The sequence below is a fragment of the Bacteroides sp. 14(A) genome (assembly GCF_000526555.1).
Taxonomy (GTDB): Bacteria; Bacteroidota; Bacteroidia; order Bacteroidales; family Bacteroidaceae; genus Bacteroides; species Bacteroides cellulosilyticus.
Genome location: NZ_JAGH01000002.1, coordinates 1,499,332 through 1,526,319 on the forward strand (window position 1 = coordinate 1,499,332; position 26,988 = coordinate 1,526,319).

Here is a 26,988-nt window from a genome sequence, read left to right on the forward strand (position 1 = left end):
AGAAATGATACGATTATGAAGAAATTTAGAATATTGGGGATATTAGCGATACTGGTGATTGTAGGAGATTTTGCCATTTCTTTTACTGCCGGTTGGCAAGAAGAACGTGACAGTTTTCTGGCGGGAAGTAAAAGTGCCCGTGCGGAAACGCCAGCCTTATACACGCCTGAAGGTATCCCTGTGGAGGTACGACCTCTGGAAACAACAATATTGGATTCATTGCGTAATAGTAAAATGAATGAAAACCTTCCTTACAAAATAGATAAAGTAAGTGTGGCTATTGTTCCGTCGACCTGGAGTAGTATTGTGTTTTGCTTTGGTGCATTTGCTGTTTTGGCTATTCTTGCCGGAATTTACTGCCTGATACGGGTTTTAATTTCCATATCGAAGCGTAATGTGTTTACTCATGACAATGTGGTAAGAATGCGCGTATTCACTTATTCTTTATTAGCTTTTAGCATCTTGAATGCGTTGATGGAATGGCTGAATTATATTGAAGTGGTGAAACAAGTGAGTCTGCCCGGGTATGAAATAAAGGGTTTCAGCATGTCCGAAGATTGGGTATCATTGGTGGTCATTGTTCTCTTTACCGAGATATTTGCCGTAGGTGTGAAAATGAAGGAAGAACAGGATCTGACTATTTAATCCTAACCTTGATAAAAGTGATTTATATGATTATAGTAAACCTTGATATAATGATGGCTCGACGAAAGATATCTTTAGGAGAGCTGGCTGAAAAGGTGGATATTACACCTGCCAATTTATCTATTTTGAAAACGGGAAAGGCAAAAGCTATCCGTTTCTCTACACTGGAGGCTATTTGCAAAGTGCTGGACTGTCAGCCGGGAGATATTTTGGAATTTCAGGAAGGAGAAGAATAGAGAGATGATGGGATGGTAAGATGAATCAGTCATGTTTTTTATTCATCTTACCATCCCACCATCTTATCATTCTATTTATTTACTACTATCTTTCGCCTTGAAAGCCAGCGCATACATCCGCATCTGCTTCACCATAGACAGCAAACCATTGCTACGGGTAGGAGAAAGATGTTCTTTCAATCCTATCTTATCAATAAAATAAAGATCGGCATTTAGAATTTCGTCCGGTGTATGCCCGGAAAGGACTTTCATCAACAACGAAATGATACCTTTTACAATCAAAGCGTCGCTTTCTGCTTTGAAGATAATTTTTCCATCCTCTTCGTCAGCTTGCAGCCATACACGGCTTTGGCAACCTTCAATCAGATTCTGTTCCGTCTTATATTTTTCGTCGAGCGGTTCCTGCTCGTTTCCTAAGTCTATGAGGAGTTGATAGCGATCCATCCAGTCGTCAAAGTCGCTGAATTCGGTGATCACTTCGTCTTGTAATTCATTGATACTCATGTTGCAGATTTATGATTTATAATTTATGATTTATTTTTCGCTGTAGATTACTTGCATTACAGTTTGTCCTACTGCTTGCAATGTAGCTTTATCAATGGCATCCATATCATCTTTCACGGTGTGCCAATGCTCAAAGAAATCTCCTTCCGGATAGTAAGGGACGATATCGATTGTCGGGATTTTCGCATACTTGTTGATGAACGTATGGTCATCGGTAACGAAACCGCCTTTTTTCTGTACAAAATAACGCCCGAAGCCTAAAGCGTTGGCTGTTTTCCAGACTTTCTCATTGACATTGGGAGCTACTTCATGAGACAGGCTTTCATAACGGAATTCTGCATTTTTGCCACCTACCATGTCCAACAATATACCGAAGCGTGCATTATATCCCTGTACGTGCGGGTTGCGCGCCCAATACTGTGAGCCAAGTCCCCAGTATTCTTCTTTATGCGGGCCGTTGTAAGCCTGATGTGTTCCATAATCTTCAGCATCTACAAAAACAATATCGATACCCATTTCCGGCAACTGTTTCTGCAAATGACGTGCTATTTCCAATAATACGCCTACACCGCTGGCACCGTCATTGGCACCTAAAATGGGGGTGTAATGCTTTTTAGCGTCCGGGTCAGCGTCTGCCCACGGACGGCTGTCCCAATGAGAAAAAAGTGCAATACGCTTTTTTGTATCCGGTTTGTAGGAACCGATGATATTCCGGGCCTTTAGTAATGTGCCGGTATAGGCAGGTAAGTCTACATATTGGCTAGTAACCTTTGCACCGAATTCTGTCAGTTTATCAGCCAGATAATTGCCACAATCCACATGTGCTTTCGTATTAGGAACGCGTGGACCGAAGTCAACCTGTGCTTTCACATACTGGTAAGCACTGTCTGCGTTGAACTGTGGAACATTGACGACGCTTTTGGTTGTTGTTTCAGTGTCGTCGCTTGCCTTCTTGGTATTGTTGCTGCATGCTATGAATGCAAGCAACACCAAGCATAAAGGGATGAGAGTATAATTCCGTTTCATTCTTTATCTAAATTAAAACTTAGTTTCACTTCTTTTCTTCCGGTCTCCAGCGTTACTTCCGCTCCGTTTATCATAGGCAGGTTCATGCTGACATGTCCTACCGGAAAATTAAAACAGACGGGGTAATCGTATTCTTTCACGAGGTCGGCAATTGCACCGTATAACTCTTTCCCCAAAGACTTGTTTTCCTCGTATTCCGTAAACTGTCCGATAATAAGGCCGGATAGTTTTTCTAATATACCGCCCAGTTTCAGATTGTAGATCATGCGCTCTACTGCATGCGGACGTTCGCCTACATCTTCTATAAAGAGAATGGTTCCTTCAGCGGGAATATCGTAAGGAGTGCCGCGCAGCCCATAAAATACGGACAGGTTGCCACCTCGTAAAATGCCGCTGGCGGTTCCTTTATGGTTTAATTTGTGTCCGGGGCAAATATAGCTGAAACCATTTTCTGAGATTTCTACAGATTCTGCTGTCTCCGGATTAAAATGTCCAAAGAGGATATCTTTGAGTGCCAATGTGCAGAAATCATCTTCGGATTCTACCGTCAAATGGCGTGCCATCAGGGCGTGGAGTGATGCAAAACCTTCTTTCTGGAGCATATTATGTAATGCGGTAATGTCACTGAAACCAATCAGCCATTTAGGATGTTCACGAAAACGGGTAAAATCGAGCTTCCCTAACAGGTGCACTGCTCCGTATCCGCCACGGCTGCATAGAATAACTTTAGCCTTTTCATCATCCAGCGCATTCTGTAAATCTTCTACGCGCTGTTTGATGCTGCCTCCATACGTTCCGTGTGAGCTTCCGGCATGTTTAGCCATTACCACTTCCAGTCCCCAGGATTTCAAACGCTTTTTGGCTCCTTTCAAAAAAGACTTGTCTATCTTGCTGGAAGGAGAAAGGATGATGACACGATCACCTTTTTGTACGTATGACGGAAAAATAAGGCTGTTCATAATTCAATATTTTGCGTATGGGGACAAAAGTACATAAAATAACTCAAAACGAAATTTAGTTTACACCACAGATTACACAGATTAACACAGATTTATTCTAATCATGGTGAAAAGTAATAATCTGCGTTAATCTGTGTAATCTGTGGTGTAAACTATCAAAATGAAATAAGGCTTGCGAAATTTCCTGGAGTGTTATGCTGCATTTCTCGACATTTTTTCAGATATTTGCTAAAAATCTAACGTTATGGAACCTATTCGAAGCTTTGATCAACTAACCTCACACTTGAAATCCTTGAACAAAAGGAAACGTATTGCAGTAGTTTGTGCTAATGACCCCAATACGGAATACGCCATTGCCCGTTCTCTGGAAGAAGGGATTGCGGAGTTCCTGATGATTGGCGACTCTGCGATTCTTGAAAAATATCCTACATTGAAGAAATATCCCCAGTACGTCCGTACGGTGCATATAGAGGATCCCGATGAGGCGGCGCGTGAGGCTGTACGTATTGTTCGTGAGGGTGGAGCGGATATTTTGATGAAAGGTATTATCAATACAGATAATTTGTTGCATGCTATCCTTGACAAAGAAAAAGGCCTGTTGCCTAAGGGTAAAATCCTGACCCATCTGGCTGTAATGCAGATTCCTACGTATGATAAGTTGCTGTTCTTCTCGGATGCCGCCGTAATTCCGCGACCCACTTTGCAGCAACGCATAGAGATGATCTGGTATGCCATCCATACTTGTCGCCACTTTGGCATCGAACAACCTCGCATTTCACTTATTCATTGTACGGAGAAGGTAAGTGCCAAGTTCCCCCATTCGTTAGATTATGTCAATATCGTGGAGTTGGCGGAGGCCGGAGAATTCGGAAATGTAATAATCGATGGTCCGTTGGATGTAAAGACTTCCTGTGAGAAGACAAGCGGTGATATCAAAGGGATTGCATCTCCTATCAATGGAGAAGCGGATGTGCTGATCTTCCCTAATATCGAATCGGGAAATGCTTTTTATAAGGCTGTATCCTTGTTTGCCCATGCTGATATGGCAGGTCTGTTGCAAGGTCCTGTATGTCCGGTGGTGTTGCCCTCACGTAGTGATTCCGGTCTCTCTAAATATTATAGTATTGCTATGGCATGTCTCACTTGTGCCTGTGACTAAGTGGCAGGGTGATAAAGTAGGTGATCCTAATCGTAAATTGTAAATCGTCAAATCTTAAATTATGAGAATTCTTGCTATCAATCCCGGTTCTACTTCAACGAAAATTGCAGTATACGAAGACACAACTCCGCTTTTGGTGCGTAACATTCGCCATTCGGTAGGAGAACTTTCCCATTTCCCTCGCGTCATCGACCAGTTTGAATTCCGCAAGAATCTGGTAATAGAGGCCTTAAAAGAGAATGGTATTCCTTTTGAATTTGATGCCATCGTAGGGCGTGGAGGATTACTGAAACCCATTCCGGGCGGAGTGTACGAGGTGAACGACGCCATGCTGGATGATATAACCCATGCCATGAGAAGCCATGCGTGTAATCTGGGGTGCCTTATAGCTTCCGAATTGGCAGCATTGCTTCCCGATTGCCGTGCTTTTATTGCTGACCCCGGTGTCGTGGACGAACTGGATGAGATAGCCCGTATCACGGGTTCTCCACTGATGCCACGTATTACCATCTGGCATGCTTTGAACCAGCGTGCCATTGCCCGCCGTTATGCTGCCGAGTTAACAGCCGCTTCTCCCGATCATCCGGTGCGCTATGAAGACTTGAATCTGATTATCTGTCATTTGGGTGGTGGCATTTCTGTTGGGGCTCACCATAACGGGCGTGCCATTGATGTGAATAATGCGCTTGACGGTGAAGGTCCTTTCTCTCCCGAACGTGCGGGAACATTGCCTGCCGGGCAGTTGATTGATCTTTGTTATTCCCATCGTTTTAGAAAGGATGAACTGAAGAAACGCATTTCCGGCCATGCCGGTCTGGCAGCGCACCTTGGCACTACGGATATACCTGCCATCATAAAGTCTATTGAAGACGGAGATGAAAAAGCCGAATTGGTGTTGAATGCCATGATCTATCAGGTTGCCAAAAGCATTGGAGCTGCCGCCGTTGCGCTTTTTGGTAAAATAGATGCAATCTTGCTGACAGGCGGTATTGCACATTCAGAGTATGTTATTTCCCGTCTGAAAGAGCGTGTATCTTTTCTTGCTCCAGTGTATGTGTACCCTGGAGAAGATGAGTTGGAAGCGCTTGCTGTTAACGTTTTGGGAGCATTGCGCGGGGAGTTGCCGATACAAGTCTATAAGTGATGATTGGTGGGATATAAGCCCGACGGTTGTTTCATTCCATGAAAATTATGTTTATGCCAAATGGTAACTTCATTTACATACTGAGGCAAAGGTCGTTACATGCCGAGGTAAAGAGCGTTACAATATGGGGTAAAGGTCGTTACATCCTGCGGTAAATGCTTTTACATCCTAGGGTAAATAGTAGGTAAATGTAATGTGTTGATAGAAAAGTAGTAAGCATATGTTCGTTTCCCTCCGATCAAAAAGATAATTCTCCCAACGGGTTATTAAATGTTTATTGCTAACTTTGCTATATGATATTTAGTGCAATGAATGAAAAACATAATAGAGTGTGACTGATGAATGATAAAATAGGAAATACTTTCAGTGATATCTATGCCTTTTATTATAAGAAATCTTTTTTCTTTGCAAAGTCTTATGTTCACGATGATTTGGCAGCTGAAGACATCGCTTCCGAGTCATTGATAAGGCTGTGGGAGAAGCTGAAAATAGAAGCGATAGATTATGTGGAACCCCTTCTACTTACTATCCTGAAGAATAAAGCTCTGGATTATCTGAAACATGAGGAGGTGAAACGCACAGCTTTTGAATTTATGACTGACTGGCATCATTTTGAACTTTCCACTCGAATTTCCACTCTGGAAGCCTGTAACCCCAATGAGATCTTTTCGGAAGAAGTGGAATCTATTGTTCGTGAGACTTTAGACCTTCTGCCGGAGCAGACACGCCGGATATTTCTTTTAAGCCGTTTTGGGAATAAGTCGAATAAAGAAATTGCCGAAGAAATGAAAATTTCCATTAAGGGAGTGGAATACCATATTTCAAAGGCATTGAAGGTACTACGGGTATCCTTGAAGGATTATCTGCCCCTCTTTTACTTCTATTTTTATATTAAATTCTAAATTATACGTTGTTCTTAAGATAGAGAACATAAATGAGATTTAATCGGAAATCTATCTTTTTGCCTCTTTTCAATTAGCCGTCTGATAAGCGCATTTCTTATCATTTCTTCTACTGAATAAAGTACTACTTCATTTTTTTAGTTTTTCTTTTAGGGATGTTTCCACTTTAGTCGTTAACTATATAGAATAGCATAGAATATGGATACAGAGTTATTACAGAAATATATATCCGGTAATGCCACGGAAGCAGAGAAGCGGCACATAACCGAGTGGATGCAGGAAAAGCCTGAGAATATGCGTGAATACATGGCGCAACGCAAATTGTATGATATCGCTTTGTGGCGTACACTGCCGGCAGTGGTAGAAAAGAAAAAAGCAGGAAAAATATTTTCTGTGCATACACTCTGGGTGGAAATGGCTAAAGCAGCGGCAGTGGTTGCAATCGTCTTATTAGGTACACACTATTGGGATAATAAACATCAGACTGCGGAAAGCAGTACACTTCAATCTATTTATGCGCCTGCCGGACAACGGACAGAAATAATGTTGGCAGATGGTACAAAGGTGTGGTTGAATTCTCGGAGTACATTGACTTTCCCGGAAAAGTTTAAAGACAATAACCGGAAAGTAAAATTAGATGGTGAGGGCTATTTTGTAGTAGCTAAGAACAAAGAGAGGCCTTTTATAGTGGAAACGAGTAAATGCAATGTAAAGGTGTTAGGTACGGAATTCAACGTATTGGCTTATGCGGAAGATAGTGTCTGGGAAACTTCTTTGCTGAAAGGAGCGGTAGAAATTCAGCTATCGGATCCATCCGCAGGAGTGTTGAAGTTGGAGCCAAACACAATGGCAAGCCTGAAAGGTACCAGGCTGGTGAAAGGACGTATTAAAGAATCAGACTATTTTTTATGGCGTGAAGGTTTGCTTTGTTTTAATGATATATCCGTCAGGGATATGATTGAAAAATTGAAACTTTATTATGGAGTGGATATTGTGGTAAACAATACCAGTATATTCAAGAATCGCTATACAGGCAAGTTCAGAACCAAAGATGGAGTGGAGCATGTGCTGAAAGTACTGAGATTGAATAATAGATTTACTTATACAAAAGATGACGAAAATAATGTGATAACTATTAATTAACCCTTTAAAATATTCTGCCTATGGAATAACACACATCATATTTTATAAAAATGGGACAGTGCTGCAACACTATCCCATGGAAGTCAATGATACATTGACATTTTCTTCTAATAATCTTAAGTTAAAACCTAAAATTAGTAATACAAATATATGAAAAATATTTTGTACCAAGAATCTATTGTAGAAATTAAACATTTATTTCGGGTTATGAAAATCACAGCTCTGGCCTTGTTTTTATTTGTCGGAACAGCTTTTGCCACGAAATCTTATTCACAGACCATGAAAGTTACAGTTGTTTCGGACCGTATATCAACAGGCAAAGTTATCAACGAGATAGAAAAGCAGACTGATTATCTGTTTGTGTATGATATGAATGAGGTTAATCTGAAACGTAACGTCAAAGTTCATGCACAAGATAAACCGGTGGCAGAGGTCTTGAACGAGGTCTTTGAAGGGACTGATATTTATTATGCTATGGAAGGCAAGAATATCATGCTGATGAATAAAGCAAAAGAGAAAGCTTCTGAAAAACAAGCTGATGATAATAAGGTGACAGGATCTATAAAAGATATGGCCGGTGAACCGATCATTGGTGCTAATGTTACGATAAAGGGACAATCAATAGGTACAATTACAGATATAGATGGGCGTTTTATTATCAATGCCCCGGCTAATGCAATTCTACGAATTACATACATTGGCTATATTCCGCAGGAAATCAAAGTGGAGAATAAAAGAGAACTGAAAATCATTCTGCAGGAAGATACGGAAACGTTAGACGAAGTGGTAGTGGTGGGGTATGGTGTTCAGAAGAAATCGGACGTTACCGGTGCTATGATTCGTGTAAATTCGGACGAACTGAATTCCCGACCGGTAGCCAATGCTTTCGAAGCTATGCAAGGTAAAGCGGCAGGTGTGGATATTGTTAGCAATGAACGTCCGGGTGAAATAGGAACTATTAATGTACGCGGTGTACGTTCGTTGAGTGCCAGCAATACTCCGCTTTATGTAGTGGATGGTATTCCTTTAATGTCGACAAGTGGCATTGAGACTTTGAATCCGCAGGATATAGAATCCATTGATGTCCTGAAGGATGCCTCTGCTACTGCTATTTATGGTTCACGTGGTGCCAACGGTGTCATTTTGGTTACTACTAAACAGGGTAAGGCGGGCAAGATGTCATTGAACTATTCGGGTACGATGACCATTGAAAATTTGCAGGATTACTCTGAAATGATGAATTCTGCCGAATACATTGAGTGGCGTCGTTGGGCTTATTACTATAAAGAACCGAATAAATATCCGAGGGGTGACGAGCCTGATAAGGATAGTGATTATCTGATTTTTAACGGAGCAAAAGATCCTTATGCCTGGAGGAATATTGAAAAAGGTTGGGCTGGTGGTAGCTGGAATGCATCTGCGGTTCCTACAACGGATTGGGCTGATATGGTTACACAAACCGGTGTTACCCATGAACATACGTTGAGCGCCAGTGGTGGTACGGATAAAGTACAAGGTTATGCTTCTATCGGCTATCTGGATAATGAGGGTACCGTGAAAGGTCAGTCTTACACTCGTTATACAGCCAAAGTCAGCTTGAATCTTGATCCGACCAAATGGTTCAAGATGGGCTTGAATGTTAACGGTACTTTCAGTGAACAGCAATATGGTTCTTCGGCTAAGGCTGTAGGACAGATGATCAGTGACCGGCCATCCAATCTGTATGCAGCTTCTACCAGTTTGTATCCGTATGCCGTGCCCTTTGATGATGAGGGGAACCGCATTGATTATCCGGGTGGAGATGATAAAGTGAAAACGATAGTCAACGAATGGAATTATAGTGAGAATGAACGTCGTATGTTCCGTGCTATCGGTAGTCTGTATGCCCAGTTGAACTTGGGTGAGATCTTCTCTCCTCTGAAAGGGCTCAGATATCGCTTTAATTTTGGTCCCGACTTTCGTAGTTACCGTAATGGAAGTTTTGCAGATGCGAACTCTGTCAGTCGCGAGGGAACCAATCGTGCCAGTTTAACGAATCAATCTGATTTTTCATGGACACTTGATAATCTTATCTACTATGATAAGGAAATAGGAAAACACTCTTTGGGAGTGACTTTACTGCAAAGTGCCACTAAATATCGTTATGAAGAATCCTCTATGGCTGCTTTAAATATTCCCCTGGCCAGTGCCAAATGGAATGCGTTGAGTAAAGCAAATATTTCTGCACTGGATGACTGGGGGAGTGATTTAGTAGAGAAGCAGTTACTCTCGTATATGTTCCGTTTAAATTATGATTATAACAGCAGATACCTCCTCACGGTTTCCGGTCGTTGGGATGGCGCTTCGCAGCTTGCCAAAGGTAATAAATGGGCATTTTTCCCTAGTGCGGCGTTGGGCTGGCGTCTTGATCAGGAAGGATTTTTGCAGGATGTAAGTTGGCTCAATCAGTTGAAACTACGTGTGGGAGTCGGGGTTACTGGTAACTCCGCTATTGATCCTTACCAAACAAAGGGGGCCGTTGTTCCTATCTATTATCCTTATGGTGACAGTTCCACTTCAGGCTTCGTAGCTTCCGATCCTGTAGCTACGGGTGGTACGGTTGCTATGGCAAATAAAGACTTAACTTGGGAAAAGACCACCCAATATAATATTGGCGTTGATTACTCTGTACTGAACGGAAGAATTTCGGGAGTTCTGGATTTTTATACTTCGCGTACAACAGACTTATTGATGCAGATGGGAATTCCTTCATTAAATGGTTATACCCAAACTTATGCCAATGTGGGGGAAACTTCCAATATAGGTGTGGATATCACATTGAATACTGTGAATATCCGGACCCGGGACTTTGAGTGGTCTACCAGTCTAAATGTCGCCTGGCAGAAAGATAAAATAGAGGAGTTGGCAAATGGTAAAGAAGATGATATTAATAATAATTGGTTCATCGGAAAGTCATTGGGAGTGATCTATGGCTATGAATCTGCCGGAATCTGGCAAGAAGAAGATGCGGCTGAAATGGCTGAATTTAATAAGAAAGGACATTCGTTTCAGGTAGGTATGGCACGACCGGTAGACCAGAATGGTGACCATAAGATTGATCCGAATGATGACCGTATAGTAGTGGGACATACACGTCCACGCTGGACTTTGGGTATGACCAATACTTTCTCTTATAAGAATTTTGAGCTTTCCTTCATGTTGTACGGCCGTTTTGACTATATGGTTGATACAGGTGGTGAGTGGCAGGGAGGCCGCTACACTCAGCGTAAGATAAATTATTATAATGAGAATAATAAGAATGCTGAATATCAGAAACCTATCCATGATGATGGAGGCGGTGATCCCTACTACCGGATTCTGGGATATAAGAACGGTTCGTTCCTGAAAGTGCGTAATGTTTCATTAGGTTACGTTTTCCCGAAGAACATGGTGAGCAAATGGAATCTATCTAATCTGAAAGTATATGTGCAGGCTAAGAATCCGGGGCGTATCTTTTCTAATATAGATTTTCTGGAACTGGACGCTTCGCAGAATTTAACATCTACCTGGAACCGTGGTTTCACAATAGGATTGAATGTAGGATTTTAAACTAAAAAGCAAACAATTATGAAATTATATAAGAATATTACATTCGGCTTATTAGCCTTGACCTTGGGAGGCGTGGTGGCTTCCTGTAGTGATTTTCTGGATGAAAAGCTTACCACTCAACAGACTACCGATTTCTTTGATACACCGGAAGGTATTGATCAGCTGGCTGTGGGCATTTACAATAACCTGCGTTTCCATTTCTTCAAGGAGAATGCCTATACTACCACTAATTACGGTACGGATGAGTTTACTGTGGGTGGTGATGGTTCCAATAAAGTGTGGAATAATTATGATGGTAGTTTCCAGTCACAGATTGTAGCCGCTAATTCAAATACTACGATGGCCGAAAGCCTTTGGGATGCCATGTATATCGGAATCAACAATGCGAACCTGTTGTTAAGTAAAATAACTCCTGATAGTTATACCGGTACGAATAAGAAGACGTATATGGGCGAAGCCTATTTCCTGCGTGGCTTTAATTATCTGAAGTTGGTTTCCCAGTATGGAGGTGTACCCTTGAAATTAGAGTCGAGCTTTGTACCTGTCCGTGAGTTCACCCGTGCTACGGCAGAAGCCACGGTAGAGCAGGCGATTGGTGATTTGAAGAATGCTTATGATCTGTTGCCGGCGACGGTAAGCATGGTGGGGAAGATTAGCAGGGATGCTGCGGCTCATTTTTTAGCTAAGGCTTACTTGTTCCGTGCCAGTGAAATTAATGATGGATGGAACAGTACGACTAAAGAATCTGACCTGAAAGAAGCCTTGAAACTGGCCAAAGAAGTAATTTCACGTCATCAGTTAGCCCCCAATTTTTCTGATCTGTGGCATTATACGGAACCTGACGGAGCGAGTGAAAAATTAGATGAGATTATTCTTTCGGCACAGTTCTCTTCTGACAAATCTTCCAGAAGTGCCGGTACTAACAGATGCCATCTCTTCTTCTTGTCTGTTTACAATAACTTGCCTCAGATGAAACGTGACTTGGCTGGCGGTCGCGAGTACCAACGTTTAAGAACCACATATTATATGTATAATATCTATGATATGATTAATGATTCCCGTTTCTGGAAAAGCTTTAAGACTAAGTATGCTGTTAATAACCCGAAAGCGGGTTCCGGTTACGAAGTGGGAGATTTGGGCGTGATGTATGTTGTCAATCGTCCGGGTGATACCCGGTTCGATGGAGTGCAACTCAGCGGAAAGGTGATTGATGAAAAGACCGGCAAAGCCATTCCTACTACATTTGTGACTTATCCGAAAGATCGTAACGGTAGGGACGATGTGGCATTATATGATGATGTAAGTCGTTTTGTAGCTCTTAATAAGTATATTGATGGTTCGCGTGAAACGGTCAGTGACATGGGAGGCAATCGGGATGGTATTCTGGCCCGTCTTGGTGAAACTTATCTGATCGCTGCTGAAGTTCTGATTCGCCAAGGCGAATATGGTGATGCTCTGCATTACATTAATGAACTCCGCAAGCGTGCTGCCTACAAGAACGGGGAAGATCGTTCGGCATATTGTGACGGTGGTGCATCATATAATGAAAATGCCTTAGGATGGCAGATTGACGGCATAAACTCTTATTACACCGGAAATTCTTATTATGAGTCCAATGATATTGATAAGACTACACTTCCCACTGATCTTGAAATAACAGATATACATAGTCTTCCGGCTGAAGATGAGGCTGTCATTTCAAAACTGAAATATAGCTCTGATTATGATCGTATGATGTGCCTTTTGCTGAATGAGCGTTCCCGTGAACTTTGCGGTGAGTTTTATCGTTGGGAAGACTTATCAAGAACGAAAACATTGGTGGCACGTACCAAAGCTTTTAATTCGGATGCTGCTCCTAATATTGATGAACATCATTGTTTGCGTCCTATCCCTCAAACTTATCTGGATGCTATCCAAAAGGATGGTCATGCGTTGACTTCCGAGGAAAAGAAGCAACAACAGAATCCTGGTTATTAATAATGGATGATAAACTGACATATACCAGTCTTTAGTGTATCTGAAAATATAGACAAAAAAAGGAGTAAAGTCCCCCAAATGACTTTACTCCTCCCAATCTTCTTTTCCTCGTAACTAATACGGAGAAAAACACCACTAATCAAAATTCTATACCTTGGTCTTATTGGAATTTAGAAATTATTCTTTCCGGCATCCCACCAGAGACGAGTACCACCTGTGTCGGCACCACCCAGTGCTCTTGTTAATGAACTGTACTGAGTAGGATTAGATGTTTTCAGACCTTCCGGATATGGGAGACGACGGATCATCTCATCTGTGTTAATGGCACCACCGCTATTATTCACTTTGACTTTAAATAATTTCGGATAACCGGTACGACGTTGCTCTGTCCATGCTTCATTACCTTCGGGATATATGGCAAGCCATTTCTGTGTCATGATTTTCTCAAATTGTTCTTCTGTACCGTTGGCATCCGCCCAATTGGGAGTAGTAGTGATGCGTGCATTCATATCGAATTGGGTATCGAACGGATCTTTGTAATCAGCTGGTGTCTTGTCACTTTGCAGGTAAGCATCAACTCCACCTACTCCCCATTGCTCAAAGGATGTTTTTACACCTGTCTCATAGCATATTTTGGGATCTTCTGTAGAGATGCCTCGTAAAGCAGCTTCTGCACGAAGGAACCATACCTCGGCAGCAGTCATTAAAATAGGGTTCGTTTTTTGACTGACTGTGCTCTTTGAACATTCTTTATAGCGATTGTCGGCAGAAAGCAAGCCGGTTCCCTGTGGTACGCCTTTGTAGCTTCCAGCGTACTCAAAGAGCTGCGGAAGTTCTTTCACTACATCGTTCTCTTTCCATGTGATAACTGCACCATTTGCTGGATCATAATATTTGGACATGCGTGGATCATCATATCCGGTCAGTACAGATTCCATGGTGGCCCCCATGAAGACTTCCCCCCATGACTTGTTGATTTCACCCAGCGGATTATTGTAGCCGCCGGCAGTCGATACGGAAATAATCTCATTTGGTGCTTCCAGGAATTGCCCGAGGGTGAATGATTTCTGTGCTTGCTCGGTGGCAAGAGCTTTGTCTACGTTAGCAACACGCATGGCTAGACGCAAACGCAATGAATTGCCAAATTTAACCCATTCTGCCAAAGTCTTGTTAGGAGTCAGCATGTCGGCGTCTTTATACGGCTCTACGCCGGGATTGTCCTTGATAAAACTTTGTAAAGAAGTGATCCCTTTTTCCAGATCGGTGAAGAATTGTTTGTAGGCTGTCTTCAGATCATCTACATTGTCACCTTCTTGTCCGAATTTACTATATACCAATGGTCCGTAGCAATCTGCTACACGGTGCATCAATTCAACCTTCAATATTTGGGTTACAGCTAACAGTGCAGGCTGCTCTACGTTGATTTGTTCGCACTTCTGTACTTCGGGCATAATGTACGAGTAATTGTATGTCCAGTGAGTAGAAGTCCATCCATCGTTCAGTGCATATACGCTGTTCTTATCATTGAAACCTTGATTGAAATCATGGAAATAGCCTGAGAACATGTCTTGCCCCAAATTTTGTGCGATTTGGAAAGTCCAGTTTTTACCTTCGCCCCAGTCGTAGTTAAAGTAGATACCACTCTGGATTATTTCAAACTTCAACAGATATTTTTGGAAATCATATTCCTGCAATTCGGAGTCAAACCCTGTATTGTTTCTGTTATCTGCTTCAAAATTGTCGGTACATGCGACTGCGATACCCAGCAATCCGCTTGCAAAAAGTATGGTTAGGAATTTATTATATTTCATAATCGTAAATGCTTTAAGTTAGAATGTGAATTTGATATTGAAACCAATGTTTCTGGTAGAAGGCATGCCGAATACATCTACACCTTGAAGTGAGTTGCCAACAGATAAGGTTGCATCCGGGTCGAACGGTGCATCTTTGTAGAAAAAGAACAGGTTGCGTGCTACCAGCGATACATCGATACCCTTGAATGCCTTCGTCTTTTCCAGCAGTGATTGCGGGAAAGAATAGCCGATTGACAATTCACGCATACGGATATTGGTAGCATCATACATATAATATTCGGATATACCATTACGACCACCTACTGATTTAAAGAATGGTTTAATATGATTCTCGTCGAAGCGAGTTCCTTCGTATTCTATGTAACCTCTATCACGGGCCTGTGCTGTTGCTTTGGTCACGCCATTTTGGTCAAGGACTGCTTGTGTCAAGGACATGACATCACCACCTACGCGGGCATCGATCAGGAAATAGAGACTGAATCCTTTATAGGTAAATGTATTACTCCAACCCAATAAGCAGTCGGGATTTGCATTACCCAGATAGTCGTTGTTACCAGTCTTTACAAGAGGACTTCCATCTTCATTGAGCTTTATTTTTCCATTCTCACGCACGAATGCATTTCCGTAGATATCGCCCAGGGAACCACCTTCTTTGATGCGCATCAGGTAAGCCATAGAAAGTCCGGAACTACCATAAATGAATGAAGTATAATCCGGGTGAAGAGAAATGACTTCATTGCTGTTTGTTGAGAAGTTGACGGCAGTTTTCCAACGGAAATTATCATTCATAACCGGAGTTGCATCTACTGTTAATTCTATACCTTTATTACGGATCTTCCCGGCATTGATATAGCGATATGCATATTTGTCTCCTGCGGCGGTGGGCATTCTCAACAATTGATTCTTTGTATCAGTCTGATACCAGGTAAAGTCAATTCCTAAGCGGCTTTGGAAGAATCTCCATTCCGTACCAAATTCGATAGAACTACTGATTTCCGGTTTCAGATCGCCCTTATTGTATGTGTCGGCTGCTTGCAATACACCACCGGCCTGAATAATATCTACAAGGTTAGTGATACCGATAGGCAGGTCGTTACCTACTTGTGCCCATGAACCACGTACTTTACCAAAGGAAATCCATTCCGGTAGTTTTAATGAGTTATTAATGATCCAGGATAAACCAACGGAAGGGTAGAAGAAGCCTGAATTCATACTTTCCGTATGAGCCAATGTGGAAGACCAGTCATTACGTGCTGTAATGTCAAGATACAGGGCTTCGTCAAAGCCGATTTGTGCTGTTCCGAATACAGACTGAATGGTACGTCTCTGATCAATCTCCTGATTGATGGAGGCATTAGAGCCCATAACGATATTGGCAACCGTAAATAAGTTAGGTTTGTAAAGTGAGGCGATTTTAGAGTCGAGCATCAGTGAGTTGACTTTATTCTTGTTGATACTGGTACCGACAGCGGCATTCAATGACCATTTGTTCCATGTTTTATTGAACATGGCCATCACGTCGGCATAAATCTGGAATTGTTCGCTTTCCGACCAAACATAACGTCCGTTACTCTTTTCGTTATAGGTACCTGTAATATTGGGAGCTGTAGATGCATACATTTTCTGATCGAACTTGTCGCTTACATAGTCTGCATTACCACGGGCTTGCAGGGTTAACCAATCGTTTATTTTCAGGCTGGCACTTAGGGATGCCATAGCGCGGTAACGCTTATTGGTGTTGGTAACACGATTCTTAATCCAGTAAGGATTTTGTGACCATTCGGAAACGTCTGTATACCAGTTTTGTACAGGCATACCATTTCTTGTCGGGTCGGCTACTTCAAAATTAGTAGCATATTCAGACATGTCCATTCCACGTGGGAAACTGTACAGGTCGACCAATGGATTCAGGTATATACCTCCGGATGCAGTGCTATTCTTAATCTTTTGTGTCATCAGGGTAGCATTTCCATCGAGTTTCAGACGGTCATTGAAGAAACTCGCTGTTTCGCGGAACGTAAGGTTGTGCTTTTGCAATTTGTTGGAATCAATGATACCTTTGGCTGTAGTGTTGGCATAAGAGAAGTAAGTCTGCATCTTCTCGTTTCCGCTTTGTACGGATATAGAGTTAATAGCGGTTACACCGTTACCGAGGAATTTGCCAACATTATCGTAGTCGGTTAATGACTTTTTTTCTCCCCAACTGTCAGTTCCGCTGGGGCCATACGAATTCTGGAATTCCGGCAGACTGATGGCATGATCGATGGTCAGATTTGAAGAGAAAGTAACTCTTTGCATACCTGCTTTACCTTTCTTGGTAGTTATTAAGATAACACCGTTGGCTGCTTGTGATCCGTAAAGAGCGGCGGCAGAAGCACCTTTCAGAATGCTCATACTTTCAATGTCTTCGGGATTCAGGTTGGAGATACCATCACCGGCGTCACGATTCACACCGTCATTTTCTCCACCCATAACGGTGGAAGTAGATTCGGTAGTCGTATTTAGCATAGGGACACCATCGATGACATATAACGGTTGGTTATTGCCTCCTTCGTAAGCGGAACGTGTACCACGGATAGAAACTTTGGCTGAGCCACCAAGGCCGGATGCGCTCTTATTGATTTGTACACCGGCTGATTTACCTGCTAATGCGGTTATCATATTCGGATCTTTGGCGCGTGTCAGTTCATCGCCACCCACTTGTTGGGTTGAATAAGTCAATGAAGCTGCTTTTTTCTTGATACCCATAGCCGTTACCACAACCGTTTCCAGTGACAGGGCTTCTTCCTGCATCTGTACATTGAGAGTTTTCTGCCCGTTGAGAGCAATCGTTACAGGCTGGTATCCGATAAAGCTGATAACCAGCGTTGCATTAGTCGGTGTATTTAGTGTAAACTCACCGTCTATATTGGTAATGCAACCGTTTGTAGTTCCTTTTTCCACGACATTGGCACCGATAATGGGTTCACCTTTTGTATCGGTAACAACACCTTTTACAGAGATATTTTCTTGTTGTACGGTAGCAATGATTTCACTGGCCTTTTCATTTTGTTTGGTCAACACAATATTCTTGCCTTCCATTACATATCTGATGTCGGTACCATTAAAGATTTCGTCCAAAACTTCGGACACCGGTTGATTGTCTGCATCTACATTTACGGTGCGGCGCACGTCCACACTTTTCTTATTGTAGACAAACAAATACTCGGTCTGAGCCTCGATTTTATCGAGGATTTCGCCTACTCGTAACTCAGAACGGGGGATGCTGATTCTTGTACTCTGAGAGTAGGTAGCGTGGCTGTACGCCTGGAACGTTACAAACAAAAGAAGGAATAGTGTGATCTTCATAGTTCGTAATATTTGCTTAAATACTAAACTTTTTGGGCAAAAAAGCCCATTCAAAGAAATTTTTCTCATATCTTTGTAATGTGTTAAGTTAATAAATTGATTAAGGTCGATTTTTGACTGTTTCGGATCGGAAAGTATGGGGGTACTTTCCGATCTTTTTTGTAGGGGTAATTAGCAGACTGTTTCTTTTATTTCATAATGCTTTTCAGTTTAAGGGGTTAGTACTAAATTTTAAGGTTTTATCTTTGATATCAAATTATTTCTCGTAAATGAAAATCGAATCTTTTTCTTCGTTGATGCTGAATTCAAAAGGATGGTCTTTTGAAATGGTTCGGAGAATATGCTCTATACCATCCTGTTCGCGGAATTTTCCGGTACAACTGTCATAGTTCAGCAATTTAGGATCGGAAACGGTTATTTTTACATTATAGTACATTTCAAGTTTAGTGAGGATGCAGCTGAACGGCACATCATCAAAGCAGTACAATCCTTCTTTCCATCGCAGATATTCATAAGAAGGGAGTATTACCTTTTTGCATTTCCCGTCATAGTTGCCAAAGAATTCCTCTTTCTGTAAGCGGGTGATAACCTTATTACTGTTGGCAGGATAAATATCCACAATACCTTCTACAAGGGTAGTTTCAAATTCTTTGCTTCCTGCATAAGCACAAACATTAAAGCTGGTACCTACAACTTTCACCTTATTCATCTCTGTGTGCACGTAGAAGGGGATATCTTTGTTTTTTGCCACTTCAAAGTAGGCTTCACCATCCAGTTCTACGTTTCTTTCGCCACGCCCAAAGTTGGAAGCATAGGTCAATGTGGACTGTGCATTCAGCCATACCCGTGTGCCGTCGGCAAGAGTGATTTGTGCACGTTGTCCGGCGGGGACGGTTACTGTTTGTGGCAGGGATGCCTGGTTATATAGATAATCATTAGTCATGAAATAACCGCATACGCCTACGATGATAACGGCTGCTACGCGTATTCCCCATTTTAGTATCGGAGTCAGACGGAAGGTCTTTTTTCCGGCACTTTGTCTGTCGGAGAATAAGGCGACATCAAACATCATACGTTCTTTCAAGAAAGCTTCCCGATTTTCTTCCGAGGCTTCCACCCAGTCAAGGATGCGCTTTTCTTCTTCAATGGTGGTGGTTCCTTTAAAATACTTATATAATAGTTCTTGGTTCATAAGGTACTTAATTTGTTTGTTGAATAAGGGTGTTTTTTTCTGTCCCTCTATAATTAATACAGGTGAACTTGGAACTACCCTAACGGAAAATGAAACTTTTTTTGTTTTTTCTTCGAAATGAGTTGGAAACAGAGAAATTGTCGGGAAGTGATGCTCTGGAAGCAGGCGGAATGAGATGTGTAATTTTGGTCAGGAACTCTTCTGAACCGTATCCGGTTCGTTCCTGCTTCGCTTCTATAGGAGGATGAGAATAGCGAAGCAGGTACGAGGAGGGTACGAAGAAGATAGGAACCGGGTATAGAGCGGATCGCTTTGTTCTGTTTTTCGGATACTCCAAACGTAAACGCATAGAATATCCGTGTGATGCACCGGAGGCACATCAGGACTTTATGGAATGTGACAGGAAATTAATTAATTGCCGGTATTAACTTGCCGGATTGGGAATTATGGATACAATGTAACATTCATCCGGAGCTTCGGCTTTAAATAGATTGTAAGCAATGCCTATGGCTTCCTCCGGAGAGTTTGCTTCAATATTCTTGTTGACATTCAGGGTCTCGAAAACTTGTTCTCCCTCGATAAGCACGTAGTATATTATTACAATATATCTCATAACTACCATGTTTAATAGCCAGCAATATTACTGATTTTGCAAACATATATCTTTTATTTATATTATCAAAGAAAAGCAGGAGAGTTTTACTAAAGTAGGATAGAGGCGAGATAATCTTTCAGTTCCACACGCAGAATACGTAGGGCTTTGGTGATATGGAATTCTACTGTTTTGAGAGAGATATTCAGTTGTTCGGCTATTTTCTTGTTTGGCAGGTTGCTATAACGGCTGAGCATAAAGATTTCGCGACTTTGTGGTGGCATCTTGTCCAAGGCTTTGTTTACGATATGCTGTATCTCTGTACTGAAAATCTTGTCGGGCTCACAATCTTTCAACGTGGCAATACGCAAGTCTAACTCGCGCTGACGGTGCGAATTTAAATCTTCCTCAATACGCAGGCGAGTTTGTTCGTGTTCCAGGTAATTGAGTGCCTTATTCTTGATAATGGTAAGGAGCAATGCGTGCAGACCTTTATCTTCTTCCCAGCGGTCGCGACATTCCCACAAAGAAATCATAGATTCCATAAGAATATCTTCAGCTTCTGCCCAGCTTCTGATGTAGGAATAGGCAAAGGCAAGAAACTTTTCCTGATTCTCTCGAAAGAAACGAGAAAATAAATCCATAGTATGTAGGTTTCCGGCTAAAGGCATTTTTAAATATTCTCTCTCTTATTTAAGGTTTATAGGGTAAAGTAACATAATCTTTTTGGAATACGCAAAAGTCTTAAAAGTTTTTTCTTCCTTTTTTTACAAAAAGAAAGCCCGGCGGATTTCCGTCGGGCTTTATATACTGAATAATAAGGTGTTTCTTATTTCTTTTCAGGTCTTTCTTGTCTTTCCGGTCTCGGAAGCAATACTTTGCGGGAAAGTTTGAACTTACCGGTCTTCGGATCAATATCAAGCAGTTTCACTTCGATTTCATCACCTTCCTTGATACCGGCCTCTTCTACTGTTTCCAGACGTTTCCAGTCGATTTCAGAGATGTGCAACAAACCGTCTTTACCCGGCAGGAACTCAACAAAAGCACCATAAGGCATTACAGAACGTACTTTACCTTTGTATACTTCACCAACTTCCGGTACGGCAACGATGCCCTTGATAAGACGCATAGCGTCATCAATGCTCTTCTTGTTAGTTCCGGAGATTTCTATTCTTCCGATGTTGTCTACTTCTTCGATAGTGATTGTAGCACCGGTTTCTTCCTGCATACCTTGGATGATCTTACCACCAGGGCCGATTACTGCACCGATAAACTCTTTAGGTATAGTCATCGTTTCGATGCGCGGAGCATGAGGTTTCAGTTCTTCGCGTGGTTCTTGGATAGTTTCCAGAATCTTGCCAAGAATGTGCATACGTCCTTCTTTAGCCTGGTTCAAAGCGCGTTCCAGAATTTCGAATGACAGACCGTCTACCTTGATATCCATCTGAGTAGCTGTGATACCATTCTTGGTTCCTGTTACTTTGAAGTCCATGTCGCCCAGGTGGTCTTCATCACCAAGGATGTCGGACAATACAGCATATTTATCTTCGCCCGGATTCTTGATCAATCCCATAGCGATACCTGATACCGGTTGTTTGATCTTCACACCTGCATCCATCAATGCCAGTGTTCCGGCACATACGGTAGCCATAGAAGAAGAACCGTTAGATTCAAGAATATCGGATACTACGCGCACTACATACGGGTAGTCAGCAGGAATTTGTCCTTTCAGTGCACGCCAAGCTAAGTGTCCGTGACCGACTTCACGACGGCCTACGCCACGTTGTGCCTTGGCTTCTCCGGTAGAGAACGGAGGGAAGTTATAGTGCAACAGGAAACGTTCTTTGCCATGTTCCAGTACGTTGTCGATAATCTTCTCATCCAGTTTTGTACCGAGGGTAACGGTAGACAAGGATTGAGTTTCACCGCGAGTGAAGATAGCAGAGCCATGAGGTCCGGGCAGGCAGTTGATTTCACTCCAGATAGGACGGATCTCGTCAGTCTTACGTCCGTCAAGGCGTTTACCTTCGTCCAGGATGCTGCGGCGCATAGCCTCTTTTTCTACATCGTGGTAGTAACGGTCGATCAGTGCTGCTTTTTCTGCCAGTTCTTCTTCGCTGAACTGTGCTTTGAACTCTTCACGGATAGCATCGAAAGCGTCCATGCGTTCATGTTTATTTTTGTTGCCGGAAGCGGCGATGGCATAAGCCTTTGCGTAGCAAGCTTCGTGAACGGCTTTACGCAGTTCTTCATCGTTTACTTCGTGGCAATATTCGCGTTTTACGGTAGAACCAACAGCCTCTGCCAGTTCTTTCTGAGCCAAGCATTGCACTTTGATTGCTTCGTGGGCTGCTTTCATGGCGTTCAGCAAGTCAAGTTCGGAAACTTCACTCATTTCACCTTCTACCATCATGATGTTTTCGTAAGTAGCACCCACCATGAGGTCCATGTCAGCTTTTTCCAGTTGATCGAAAGTAGGGTTGATAACGAACTGTCCGTCGATGCGTGCTACGCGTACTTCGGAAATAGGTCCGTTGAAAGGAATATCTGAAACTGCGAGGGCGGCAGAAGCGGCAAGCCCTGCCAGTGCGTCCGGTATATCAATACCGTCGGCGGAATAGAGGATGATGTTTACATATACCTCTGCGTGATAATTATCGGGGAATAAGGGGCGGAGAGCACGGTCAACAAGGCGGCAGGTCAGGATTTCATAATCTGAAGCGCGTCCTTCACGCTTGGTGAAACCGCCGGGAAAACGTCCAGATGCGGAGAATTTTTCTTTGTACTCTACCTGTAACGGCATGAAATCTGTTCCGGGAACTGCGTCCTTAGCGGCACAAACAGTAGCAAGAAGCATGGTGTTACCCATACGAAGCATTACAGAACCGTCTGCCTGTTTTGCCAGCTTTCCCGTTTCGAGTGTGATGGTTCTGCCATCAGGGAGCTCGATCGTCTTAACAATTGGGTTAATCATAAAAAATGTTTTATCTATATTTTCTTTCAAAATTCGTGCAAAGATACATATTAATTCATGTAATCAGGTGGGAATGAGATAAAAAAGTTTATAATTGACTATTTTTTTAGGTTTCCATGTGGAAGAAGCAATGAAAATGCTTTGACTAAACTTGAAAAGAACTATATTTGCACGTTCTTTCTAATAGAAATTAAGAAGCTAAATATGAAAAAGATCTGTTTTGTTGCACTTGCCGCTTTGGTTTTAAGTGCATGTAATTCTGAACCGAAATTCAAAGTTGAAGGTGAAGTTTCAGGTGCCGACGGCAAAATGCTGTACCTGGAAGCGGCTGCTTTGGAGGGCATCGTGCCCTTGGATTCTGTAAAGTTGAAGGGTGACGGTTCTTTCAGTTTCAAACAAACACGTCCGGTATCTCCGGAGTTCTACCGCCTTCGTGTGGACGACAAGGTTATCAATTTCTCTGTGGATTCTACGGAAACTATCGGACTGAAAGCGCCGTATACTGATTTTGCTACGGCTTATACGGTAGAAGGTTCGGCAAACAGCACTAAGATAAAGGAATTGACGTTGAAGCAAGTGCAGTTGCAGAATGAGGTGAATGAGTTGGTGAAGAAGATGCAGGCTCATCAGATAGGTGCCGATGTTTTTGAAGAAAAACTGGCTGCCTTGATGAAAGATTATAAGGATGAGGTGAAAACTAAATATATTTTTGCAGCTCCCAATACGGCTGCCGCTTATTTTGCTCTGTTCCAGAAACTGAATAATTACCTTATCTTCGATCCTTTGAATAGCAAGGATGATATTAAGTGCTTTGCAGCCGTTGCCACCAGTCTGAATAATTATTATCCGCATGCGGATCGCTCCAAGAATCTCTATAATATTGTGATTAAGGGAATGAAGAATACCCGTACACCGCAACAGAAAGTTCTGGAGTTGCCGGAAGAAGTTATTTCCGAAACCGGTATCATCGATATCAGCCTTCGTGATATGAAGGGGAATACCCATAAGTTGAGCGATCTGAAAGGTAAAGTAGTCTTGTTGGACTTTACTATTTACCAAAGTGCAGCTTCTGCTCCCCATAACTTCTTGCTGAATGACCTTTATACTAAATATAAAGATCAGGGACTGGTGATCTATCAGGTTTCACTGGATGCTGACGAGCATTTCTGGAAAACAACGGCTGATAATCTGCCTTGGATTTCTGTAAGAGATGCAAATGGAATTTACTCAAATGTGGCCGCTATGTACAACGTAAAGGAGGTTCCTTCTCTGTTCCTGATTAATCGGAATAGTGAGTTGAGCGCTCGTGGAGAGACTATAAAAGACTTGGATGCTGCGGTGAAAGCACTGTTGTAACTTGTTATAAATTAGAAGTTTTTATTTAAATATGTTACATAGCAGCAATTTTTGCTTGACACGCATTAATTAAAAGGCTATCTTTGCAAAAGAAAAATCGGAAGAGGGTTCCAGCATGCTGACCATGTTGGAATTCTTTTTTGTTATATAATACCATTTAGAAACTAAAAAGGAGGAAAAAAGTATGGCTTATATGTCAGAAGAAGGCTACAAGAAATTGATGGCCGAACTGAAAGAATTGGAGACGGTAGAACGTCCTAAGATTTCGGCTGCTATCGCCGAAGCACGTGACAAAGGTGACCTGTCGGAGAATGCAGAGTATGATGCCGCCAAAGAGGCACAGGGCATGCTTGAGATGAAAATCAATAAATTGAAGACGATTATAGCAGATGCCAAGATTATTGATGAGTCCAAGCTGAAAACGGATTCCGTGCAGATTTTGAACAAGGTGGAACTGAAGAACATAAAGAATGGCATGAAGATGATTTATACCATTGTTTCGGAAAGCGAAGCTAATCTGAAAGAAGGAAAGATTTCTGTTAACACTCCCATTGCACAAGGTTTGCTTGGTAAGAAAGTGGGTGATGTAGCTGAAATCAAAGTGCCGCAGGGCATGGTTAATCTTGAAGTAGTGAACATATCATTTTAAAGTAAAGGCAGGTCCGCATGCGGGCTTGCCTTAATTTATATATCATAAAAGTTATGGCAACAATATTCAGTAGAATTATCGCAGGTGAAATACCAAGCTATAAGGTGGCGGAGGATGATAAGTTCTTTGCATTTCTGGACATCAATCCGCTGGTGAAAGGGCACACGCTGGTCGTTCCCAAGCAGGAAGTGGATTATATCTTTGATCTGGATGATGAAGATCTGGCAGCAATGCATGTTTTCGCCAAGAAGGTGGCTCGTGCCATTGAGAAGGCTTTCCCTTGCAAGAAAGTAGGTGAAGCAGTGATTGGTCTGGAAGTACCTCATGCGCACGTTCATCTTATTCCTATGCAGAAAGAGTCGGACATGCTGTTCTCTAATCCAAAACTGAAACTTTCTGATGAAGAATTTAAAGCAGTTGCCGAAGCGATTCGCGCTGCATTCTAAAAATAAAACTCCTTCCTTTTATAATAAGAACGGGGGCTGAAATGGATTCAGTCCCCGTTTCCTTTATTCTGGTTTGAAAGTTTATGCTTTCAAATTCCGATATCCGGTTAGATGTAATCTTCCCCTAATTTTATTTGTGCGTCGTTTACGTATTTACGGATAGAATGTTCTTCATCCTTCTTGCAAATCAGCAATACATTGTCCGATTCGGCGATGAGATAGCCTTCCAGTCCATCAATAACGGCGAGTTTGTTTTGTGGGAGCACCACGATGTTGTCTTTACTGTTGTACATTAGAGACTCACACTTCAAGGTTACATTTCCTTCTTTGTCCTTTGGGGACAAGTCGTACAATGACCCCCATGTACCTAAATCGGACCAACCGAAATCTCCTAATGAAACATATACATTGTCTGCTTTCTCCATGATGCCGAAATCGACGGACACATTGGGGCATGCAGGGAAATTTTCGTCGATGAATGCTTTTTCGGCAGGAGTACCGTATAAATCTTTACCAGGAATCAGTTTGCTTGCCAGTTCGGGAAGCAGTGCTTCCACGGCCTTGATGACAGAGTTTACATTCCACATGAAGAGGCCGGAGTTCCAATAAAATTCTCCGCTTTCTACGAAAACTTTGGCTAACTCCAGTTCCGGTTTTTCGGTAAAGGTCTTCACCTTATAGAAATTATCTCCTGCTTGTTCAGCTATCTGAATGTAACCATAACCTGTTTCGGGACGGTTCGGTTTGATACCGAGAGTCAATAACTTTTCTGATTGAGATACGAACGTCAAGCCTTTTTCGATGGCATCAAGGAACTCTCCTTCCTTCAGAATCAAATGATCGGATGGGGCTACCACGATATTGGCATTCGGGTTTAATGCGCGAATGTGATAAGCTGCCCATGCGATACACGGAGCAGTATTTCTGCGTGTAGGTTCCAGCAAGATTTGTTCGGGATTCAATTCAGGCAGTTGCTCCTTTACAAGATCTGCGTATAAATCGTTTGTAACGATAAGTATGTTCTCTGTGGGAATAACTTTATTGAAGCGGTCGAAGGTTTGTTGCAGTAATGACCTGCCTGTGCCAAAGAAGTCCAGAAACTGTTTAGGGAGCGTTTTTCGACTAAACGGCCAGAAGCGACTGCCGATACCTCCACCCATGATAACACAGAAATTATCCTTATTTGTTGTCATATCGTTTGTTTTAAAAGTTTCTGCTAAAGTACACTATATTTTGGAAACACGGAATGTTTGTAGAATGTTTTATGACTTTTTTCTCCTTTTTTTAGGAAAAGTATTGCAGGTTTAGAAAAAAAACGTATCTTTGCACCGCAA

21 protein-coding genes are annotated in these 26,988 nt (G+C 42.2%); 11 read left to right on the forward strand and 10 right to left on the reverse strand.

The genetic code is table 11. The annotated features are described in order from the left end of the window. Positions 1 to 15 precede the first annotated feature (15 nt). On the forward strand, positions 16 to 645 hold the full coding sequence (locus K429_RS0112940) for a DUF2975 domain-containing protein (protein WP_007211927.1): 630 nt from the start codon (positions 16 to 18) through the stop codon (positions 643 to 645). Positions 646 to 671: 26 nt separating this feature from the next. Beyond that, positions 672 to 881, forward strand: a complete 210-nt coding sequence (locus tag K429_RS0112945) for a helix-turn-helix transcriptional regulator (protein ID WP_007211928.1) — start codon at positions 672 to 674, stop codon at positions 879 to 881. A gap of 75 nt (positions 882 to 956) precedes the next feature. Here K429_RS0112945 and K429_RS0112950 read toward each other — a convergent pair whose 3' ends face one another. The 3 genes from K429_RS0112950 to K429_RS0112960 are packed head-to-tail and all read right to left on the reverse strand — an operon-like array spanning position 957 to position 3,370. Then, the gene (locus tag K429_RS0112950) at positions 957 to 1,385 is read right to left on the reverse strand and encodes a SufE family protein (RefSeq protein WP_007211929.1); all 429 of its coding nucleotides are present in this window, start codon (positions 1,383 to 1,385) and stop codon (positions 957 to 959) included. 30 nt (positions 1,386 to 1,415) lie between these two features. Continuing rightward, positions 1,416 to 2,411, reverse strand: a complete 996-nt coding sequence (locus tag K429_RS0112955; protein WP_007219484.1) for a M28 family peptidase — start codon at positions 2,409 to 2,411, stop codon at positions 1,416 to 1,418. Next, positions 2,408 to 3,370 carry an LD-carboxypeptidase gene (locus K429_RS0112960; protein ID WP_026367184.1) on the reverse strand — a complete coding sequence of 321 codons (963 nt, stop codon included), beginning with the start codon at positions 3,368 to 3,370 and terminating at the stop codon, positions 2,408 to 2,410. The genes K429_RS0112955 and K429_RS0112960 overlap by 4 nt, the downstream gene beginning before the upstream one ends. 244 nt (positions 3,371 to 3,614) lie before the next feature. Between K429_RS0112960 and K429_RS0112965 the strand changes: the two genes are divergently transcribed. The 6 genes from K429_RS0112965 to K429_RS0112990 all read left to right on the forward strand — a co-directional run bounded on the left by K429_RS0112965 (position 3,615) and on the right by K429_RS0112990 (position 13,283). Next, entirely contained in the window at positions 3,615 to 4,529 is a 915-nt protein-coding gene (locus K429_RS0112965; RefSeq protein WP_007211933.1) for a phosphate acyltransferase, read from the forward strand. Positions 4,530 to 4,590: 61 nt separating this feature from the next. Continuing rightward, positions 4,591 to 5,673 carry a butyrate kinase gene (buk, locus tag K429_RS0112970; RefSeq protein ID WP_007219485.1) on the forward strand — a complete coding sequence of 361 codons (1,083 nt, stop codon included), beginning with the start codon at positions 4,591 to 4,593 and terminating at the stop codon, positions 5,671 to 5,673. 338 nt (positions 5,674 to 6,011) lie between these two features. Next, entirely contained in the window at positions 6,012 to 6,575 is a 564-nt protein-coding gene (locus tag K429_RS0112975; RefSeq protein WP_026367185.1) for an RNA polymerase sigma-70 factor, read from the forward strand. Positions 6,576 to 6,773: 198 nt separating this feature from the next. Next, on the forward strand, positions 6,774 to 7,718 hold the full coding sequence (locus K429_RS0112980; RefSeq protein WP_026367186.1) for a FecR family protein: 945 nt from the start codon (positions 6,774 to 6,776) through the stop codon (positions 7,716 to 7,718). A gap of 150 nt (positions 7,719 to 7,868) precedes the next feature. Beyond that, positions 7,869 to 11,306 (forward strand): TonB-dependent receptor, encoded by a 3,438-nt coding sequence (locus tag K429_RS0112985; protein ID WP_026367187.1) that lies wholly within the window; start codon positions 7,869 to 7,871, stop codon positions 11,304 to 11,306. A gap of 18 nt (positions 11,307 to 11,324) precedes the next feature. Next, complete coding sequence (locus K429_RS0112990) at positions 11,325 to 13,283, forward strand: RagB/SusD family nutrient uptake outer membrane protein (RefSeq protein ID WP_007219488.1); 1,959 nt, start codon at positions 11,325 to 11,327, stop codon at positions 13,281 to 13,283. A 170-nt stretch (positions 13,284 to 13,453) separates the two neighbouring features. On the opposite strand, the gene K429_RS0112995 is transcribed toward K429_RS0112990, so the two are convergent. The 6 genes from K429_RS0112995 to pnp form a co-directional block, all read right to left on the reverse strand. Next, positions 13,454 to 15,094 (reverse strand): SusD/RagB family nutrient-binding outer membrane lipoprotein, encoded by a 1,641-nt coding sequence (locus tag K429_RS0112995; RefSeq protein ID WP_007211941.1) that lies wholly within the window; start codon positions 15,092 to 15,094, stop codon positions 13,454 to 13,456. An 18-nt stretch (positions 15,095 to 15,112) separates the two neighbouring features. Continuing rightward, positions 15,113 to 18,514, reverse strand: a complete 3,402-nt coding sequence (locus K429_RS0113000; protein ID WP_007219489.1) for a TonB-dependent receptor — start codon at positions 18,512 to 18,514, stop codon at positions 15,113 to 15,115. A gap of 187 nt (positions 18,515 to 18,701) precedes the next feature. After that, complete coding sequence (locus K429_RS0113005) at positions 18,702 to 19,637, reverse strand: FecR family protein (protein ID WP_026367188.1); 936 nt, start codon at positions 19,635 to 19,637, stop codon at positions 18,702 to 18,704. Between the two features lie 424 nt (positions 19,638 to 20,061). Then, complete coding sequence (locus tag K429_RS0113015) at positions 20,062 to 20,250, reverse strand: hypothetical protein (protein ID WP_007219491.1); 189 nt, start codon at positions 20,248 to 20,250, stop codon at positions 20,062 to 20,064. 89 nt (positions 20,251 to 20,339) lie between these two features. Beyond that, positions 20,340 to 20,900: an RNA polymerase sigma-70 factor gene (locus tag K429_RS0113020; RefSeq protein ID WP_007211946.1), complete on the reverse strand. Its 561-nt coding sequence runs from the start codon at positions 20,898 to 20,900 to the stop codon at positions 20,340 to 20,342. A gap of 158 nt (positions 20,901 to 21,058) precedes the next feature. Further along, positions 21,059 to 23,203, reverse strand: coding sequence for a polyribonucleotide nucleotidyltransferase (pnp, locus tag K429_RS0113025; RefSeq protein ID WP_007219493.1), 2,145 nt, complete (start codon positions 23,201 to 23,203; stop codon positions 21,059 to 21,061). Positions 23,204 to 23,407: 204 nt separating this feature from the next. Here pnp and K429_RS0113030 point away from each other — a divergent pair, with 204 nt between their 5' ends. The 3 genes from K429_RS0113030 to K429_RS0113040 all read left to right on the forward strand — a co-directional run bounded on the left by K429_RS0113030 (position 23,408) and on the right by K429_RS0113040 (position 25,654). Further along, on the forward strand, positions 23,408 to 24,559 hold the full coding sequence (locus K429_RS0113030; RefSeq protein ID WP_007219494.1) for a TlpA disulfide reductase family protein: 1,152 nt from the start codon (positions 23,408 to 23,410) through the stop codon (positions 24,557 to 24,559). Between the two features lie 184 nt (positions 24,560 to 24,743). Continuing rightward, on the forward strand, positions 24,744 to 25,208 hold the full coding sequence (gene greA / locus K429_RS0113035) for a transcription elongation factor GreA (protein ID WP_007211964.1): 465 nt from the start codon (positions 24,744 to 24,746) through the stop codon (positions 25,206 to 25,208). A gap of 53 nt (positions 25,209 to 25,261) precedes the next feature. Beyond that, positions 25,262 to 25,654 (forward strand): HIT family protein, encoded by a 393-nt coding sequence (locus K429_RS0113040; RefSeq protein ID WP_026367189.1) that lies wholly within the window; start codon positions 25,262 to 25,264, stop codon positions 25,652 to 25,654. A gap of 107 nt (positions 25,655 to 25,761) precedes the next feature. Here the strand turns inward: K429_RS0113040 and K429_RS0113045 are convergent, their stop codons facing one another. Then, a complete protein-coding gene (locus tag K429_RS0113045; RefSeq protein ID WP_026367190.1) occupies positions 25,762 to 26,847 on the reverse strand; it encodes a mannose-1-phosphate guanylyltransferase in 1,086 nt (361 codons plus the stop codon). Positions 26,848 to 26,988: the final 141 nt, after the last annotated feature.

Coding starts and splice junctions, on each gene's coding strand:
- K429_RS0112940 (WP_007211927.1), top strand. CDS start 16: ATGAAGAAATTTAGAATATTGGGGATATTAGCGATACTGGTGATTGTA.
- K429_RS0112945 (WP_007211928.1), top strand. CDS start 672: ATGATTATAGTAAACCTTGATATAATGATGGCTCGACGAAAGATATCT.
- K429_RS0112950 (WP_007211929.1), bottom strand. CDS start 1,385: ATGAGTATCAATGAATTACAAGACGAAGTGATCACCGAATTCAGCGAC.
- K429_RS0112955 (WP_007219484.1), bottom strand. CDS start 2,411: ATGAAACGGAATTATACTCTCATCCCTTTATGCTTGGTGTTGCTTGCA.
- K429_RS0112960 (WP_026367184.1), bottom strand. CDS start 3,370: ATGAACAGCCTTATTTTTCCGTCATACGTACAAAAAGGTGATCGTGTC.
- K429_RS0112965 (WP_007211933.1), top strand. CDS start 3,615: ATGGAACCTATTCGAAGCTTTGATCAACTAACCTCACACTTGAAATCC.
- buk (WP_007219485.1), top strand. CDS start 4,591: ATGAGAATTCTTGCTATCAATCCCGGTTCTACTTCAACGAAAATTGCA.
- K429_RS0112975 (WP_026367185.1), top strand. CDS start 6,012: ATGAATGATAAAATAGGAAATACTTTCAGTGATATCTATGCCTTTTAT.
- K429_RS0112980 (WP_026367186.1), top strand. CDS start 6,774: ATGGATACAGAGTTATTACAGAAATATATATCCGGTAATGCCACGGAA.
- K429_RS0112985 (WP_026367187.1), top strand. CDS start 7,869: ATGAAAAATATTTTGTACCAAGAATCTATTGTAGAAATTAAACATTTA.
- K429_RS0112990 (WP_007219488.1), top strand. CDS start 11,325: ATGAAATTATATAAGAATATTACATTCGGCTTATTAGCCTTGACCTTG.
- K429_RS0112995 (WP_007211941.1), bottom strand. CDS start 15,094: ATGAAATATAATAAATTCCTAACCATACTTTTTGCAAGCGGATTGCTG.
- K429_RS0113000 (WP_007219489.1), bottom strand. CDS start 18,514: ATGAGAAAAATTTCTTTGAATGGGCTTTTTTGCCCAAAAAGTTTAGTA.
- K429_RS0113005 (WP_026367188.1), bottom strand. CDS start 19,637: ATGAACCAAGAACTATTATATAAGTATTTTAAAGGAACCACCACCATT.
- K429_RS0113015 (WP_007219491.1), bottom strand. CDS start 20,250: ATGAGATATATTGTAATAATATACTACGTGCTTATCGAGGGAGAACAA.
- K429_RS0113020 (WP_007211946.1), bottom strand. CDS start 20,900: ATGCCTTTAGCCGGAAACCTACATACTATGGATTTATTTTCTCGTTTC.
- pnp (WP_007219493.1), bottom strand. CDS start 23,203: ATGATTAACCCAATTGTTAAGACGATCGAGCTCCCTGATGGCAGAACC.
- K429_RS0113030 (WP_007219494.1), top strand. CDS start 23,408: ATGAAAAAGATCTGTTTTGTTGCACTTGCCGCTTTGGTTTTAAGTGCA.
- greA (WP_007211964.1), top strand. CDS start 24,744: ATGGCTTATATGTCAGAAGAAGGCTACAAGAAATTGATGGCCGAACTG.
- K429_RS0113040 (WP_026367189.1), top strand. CDS start 25,262: ATGGCAACAATATTCAGTAGAATTATCGCAGGTGAAATACCAAGCTAT.
- K429_RS0113045 (WP_026367190.1), bottom strand. CDS start 26,847: ATGACAACAAATAAGGATAATTTCTGTGTTATCATGGGTGGAGGTATC.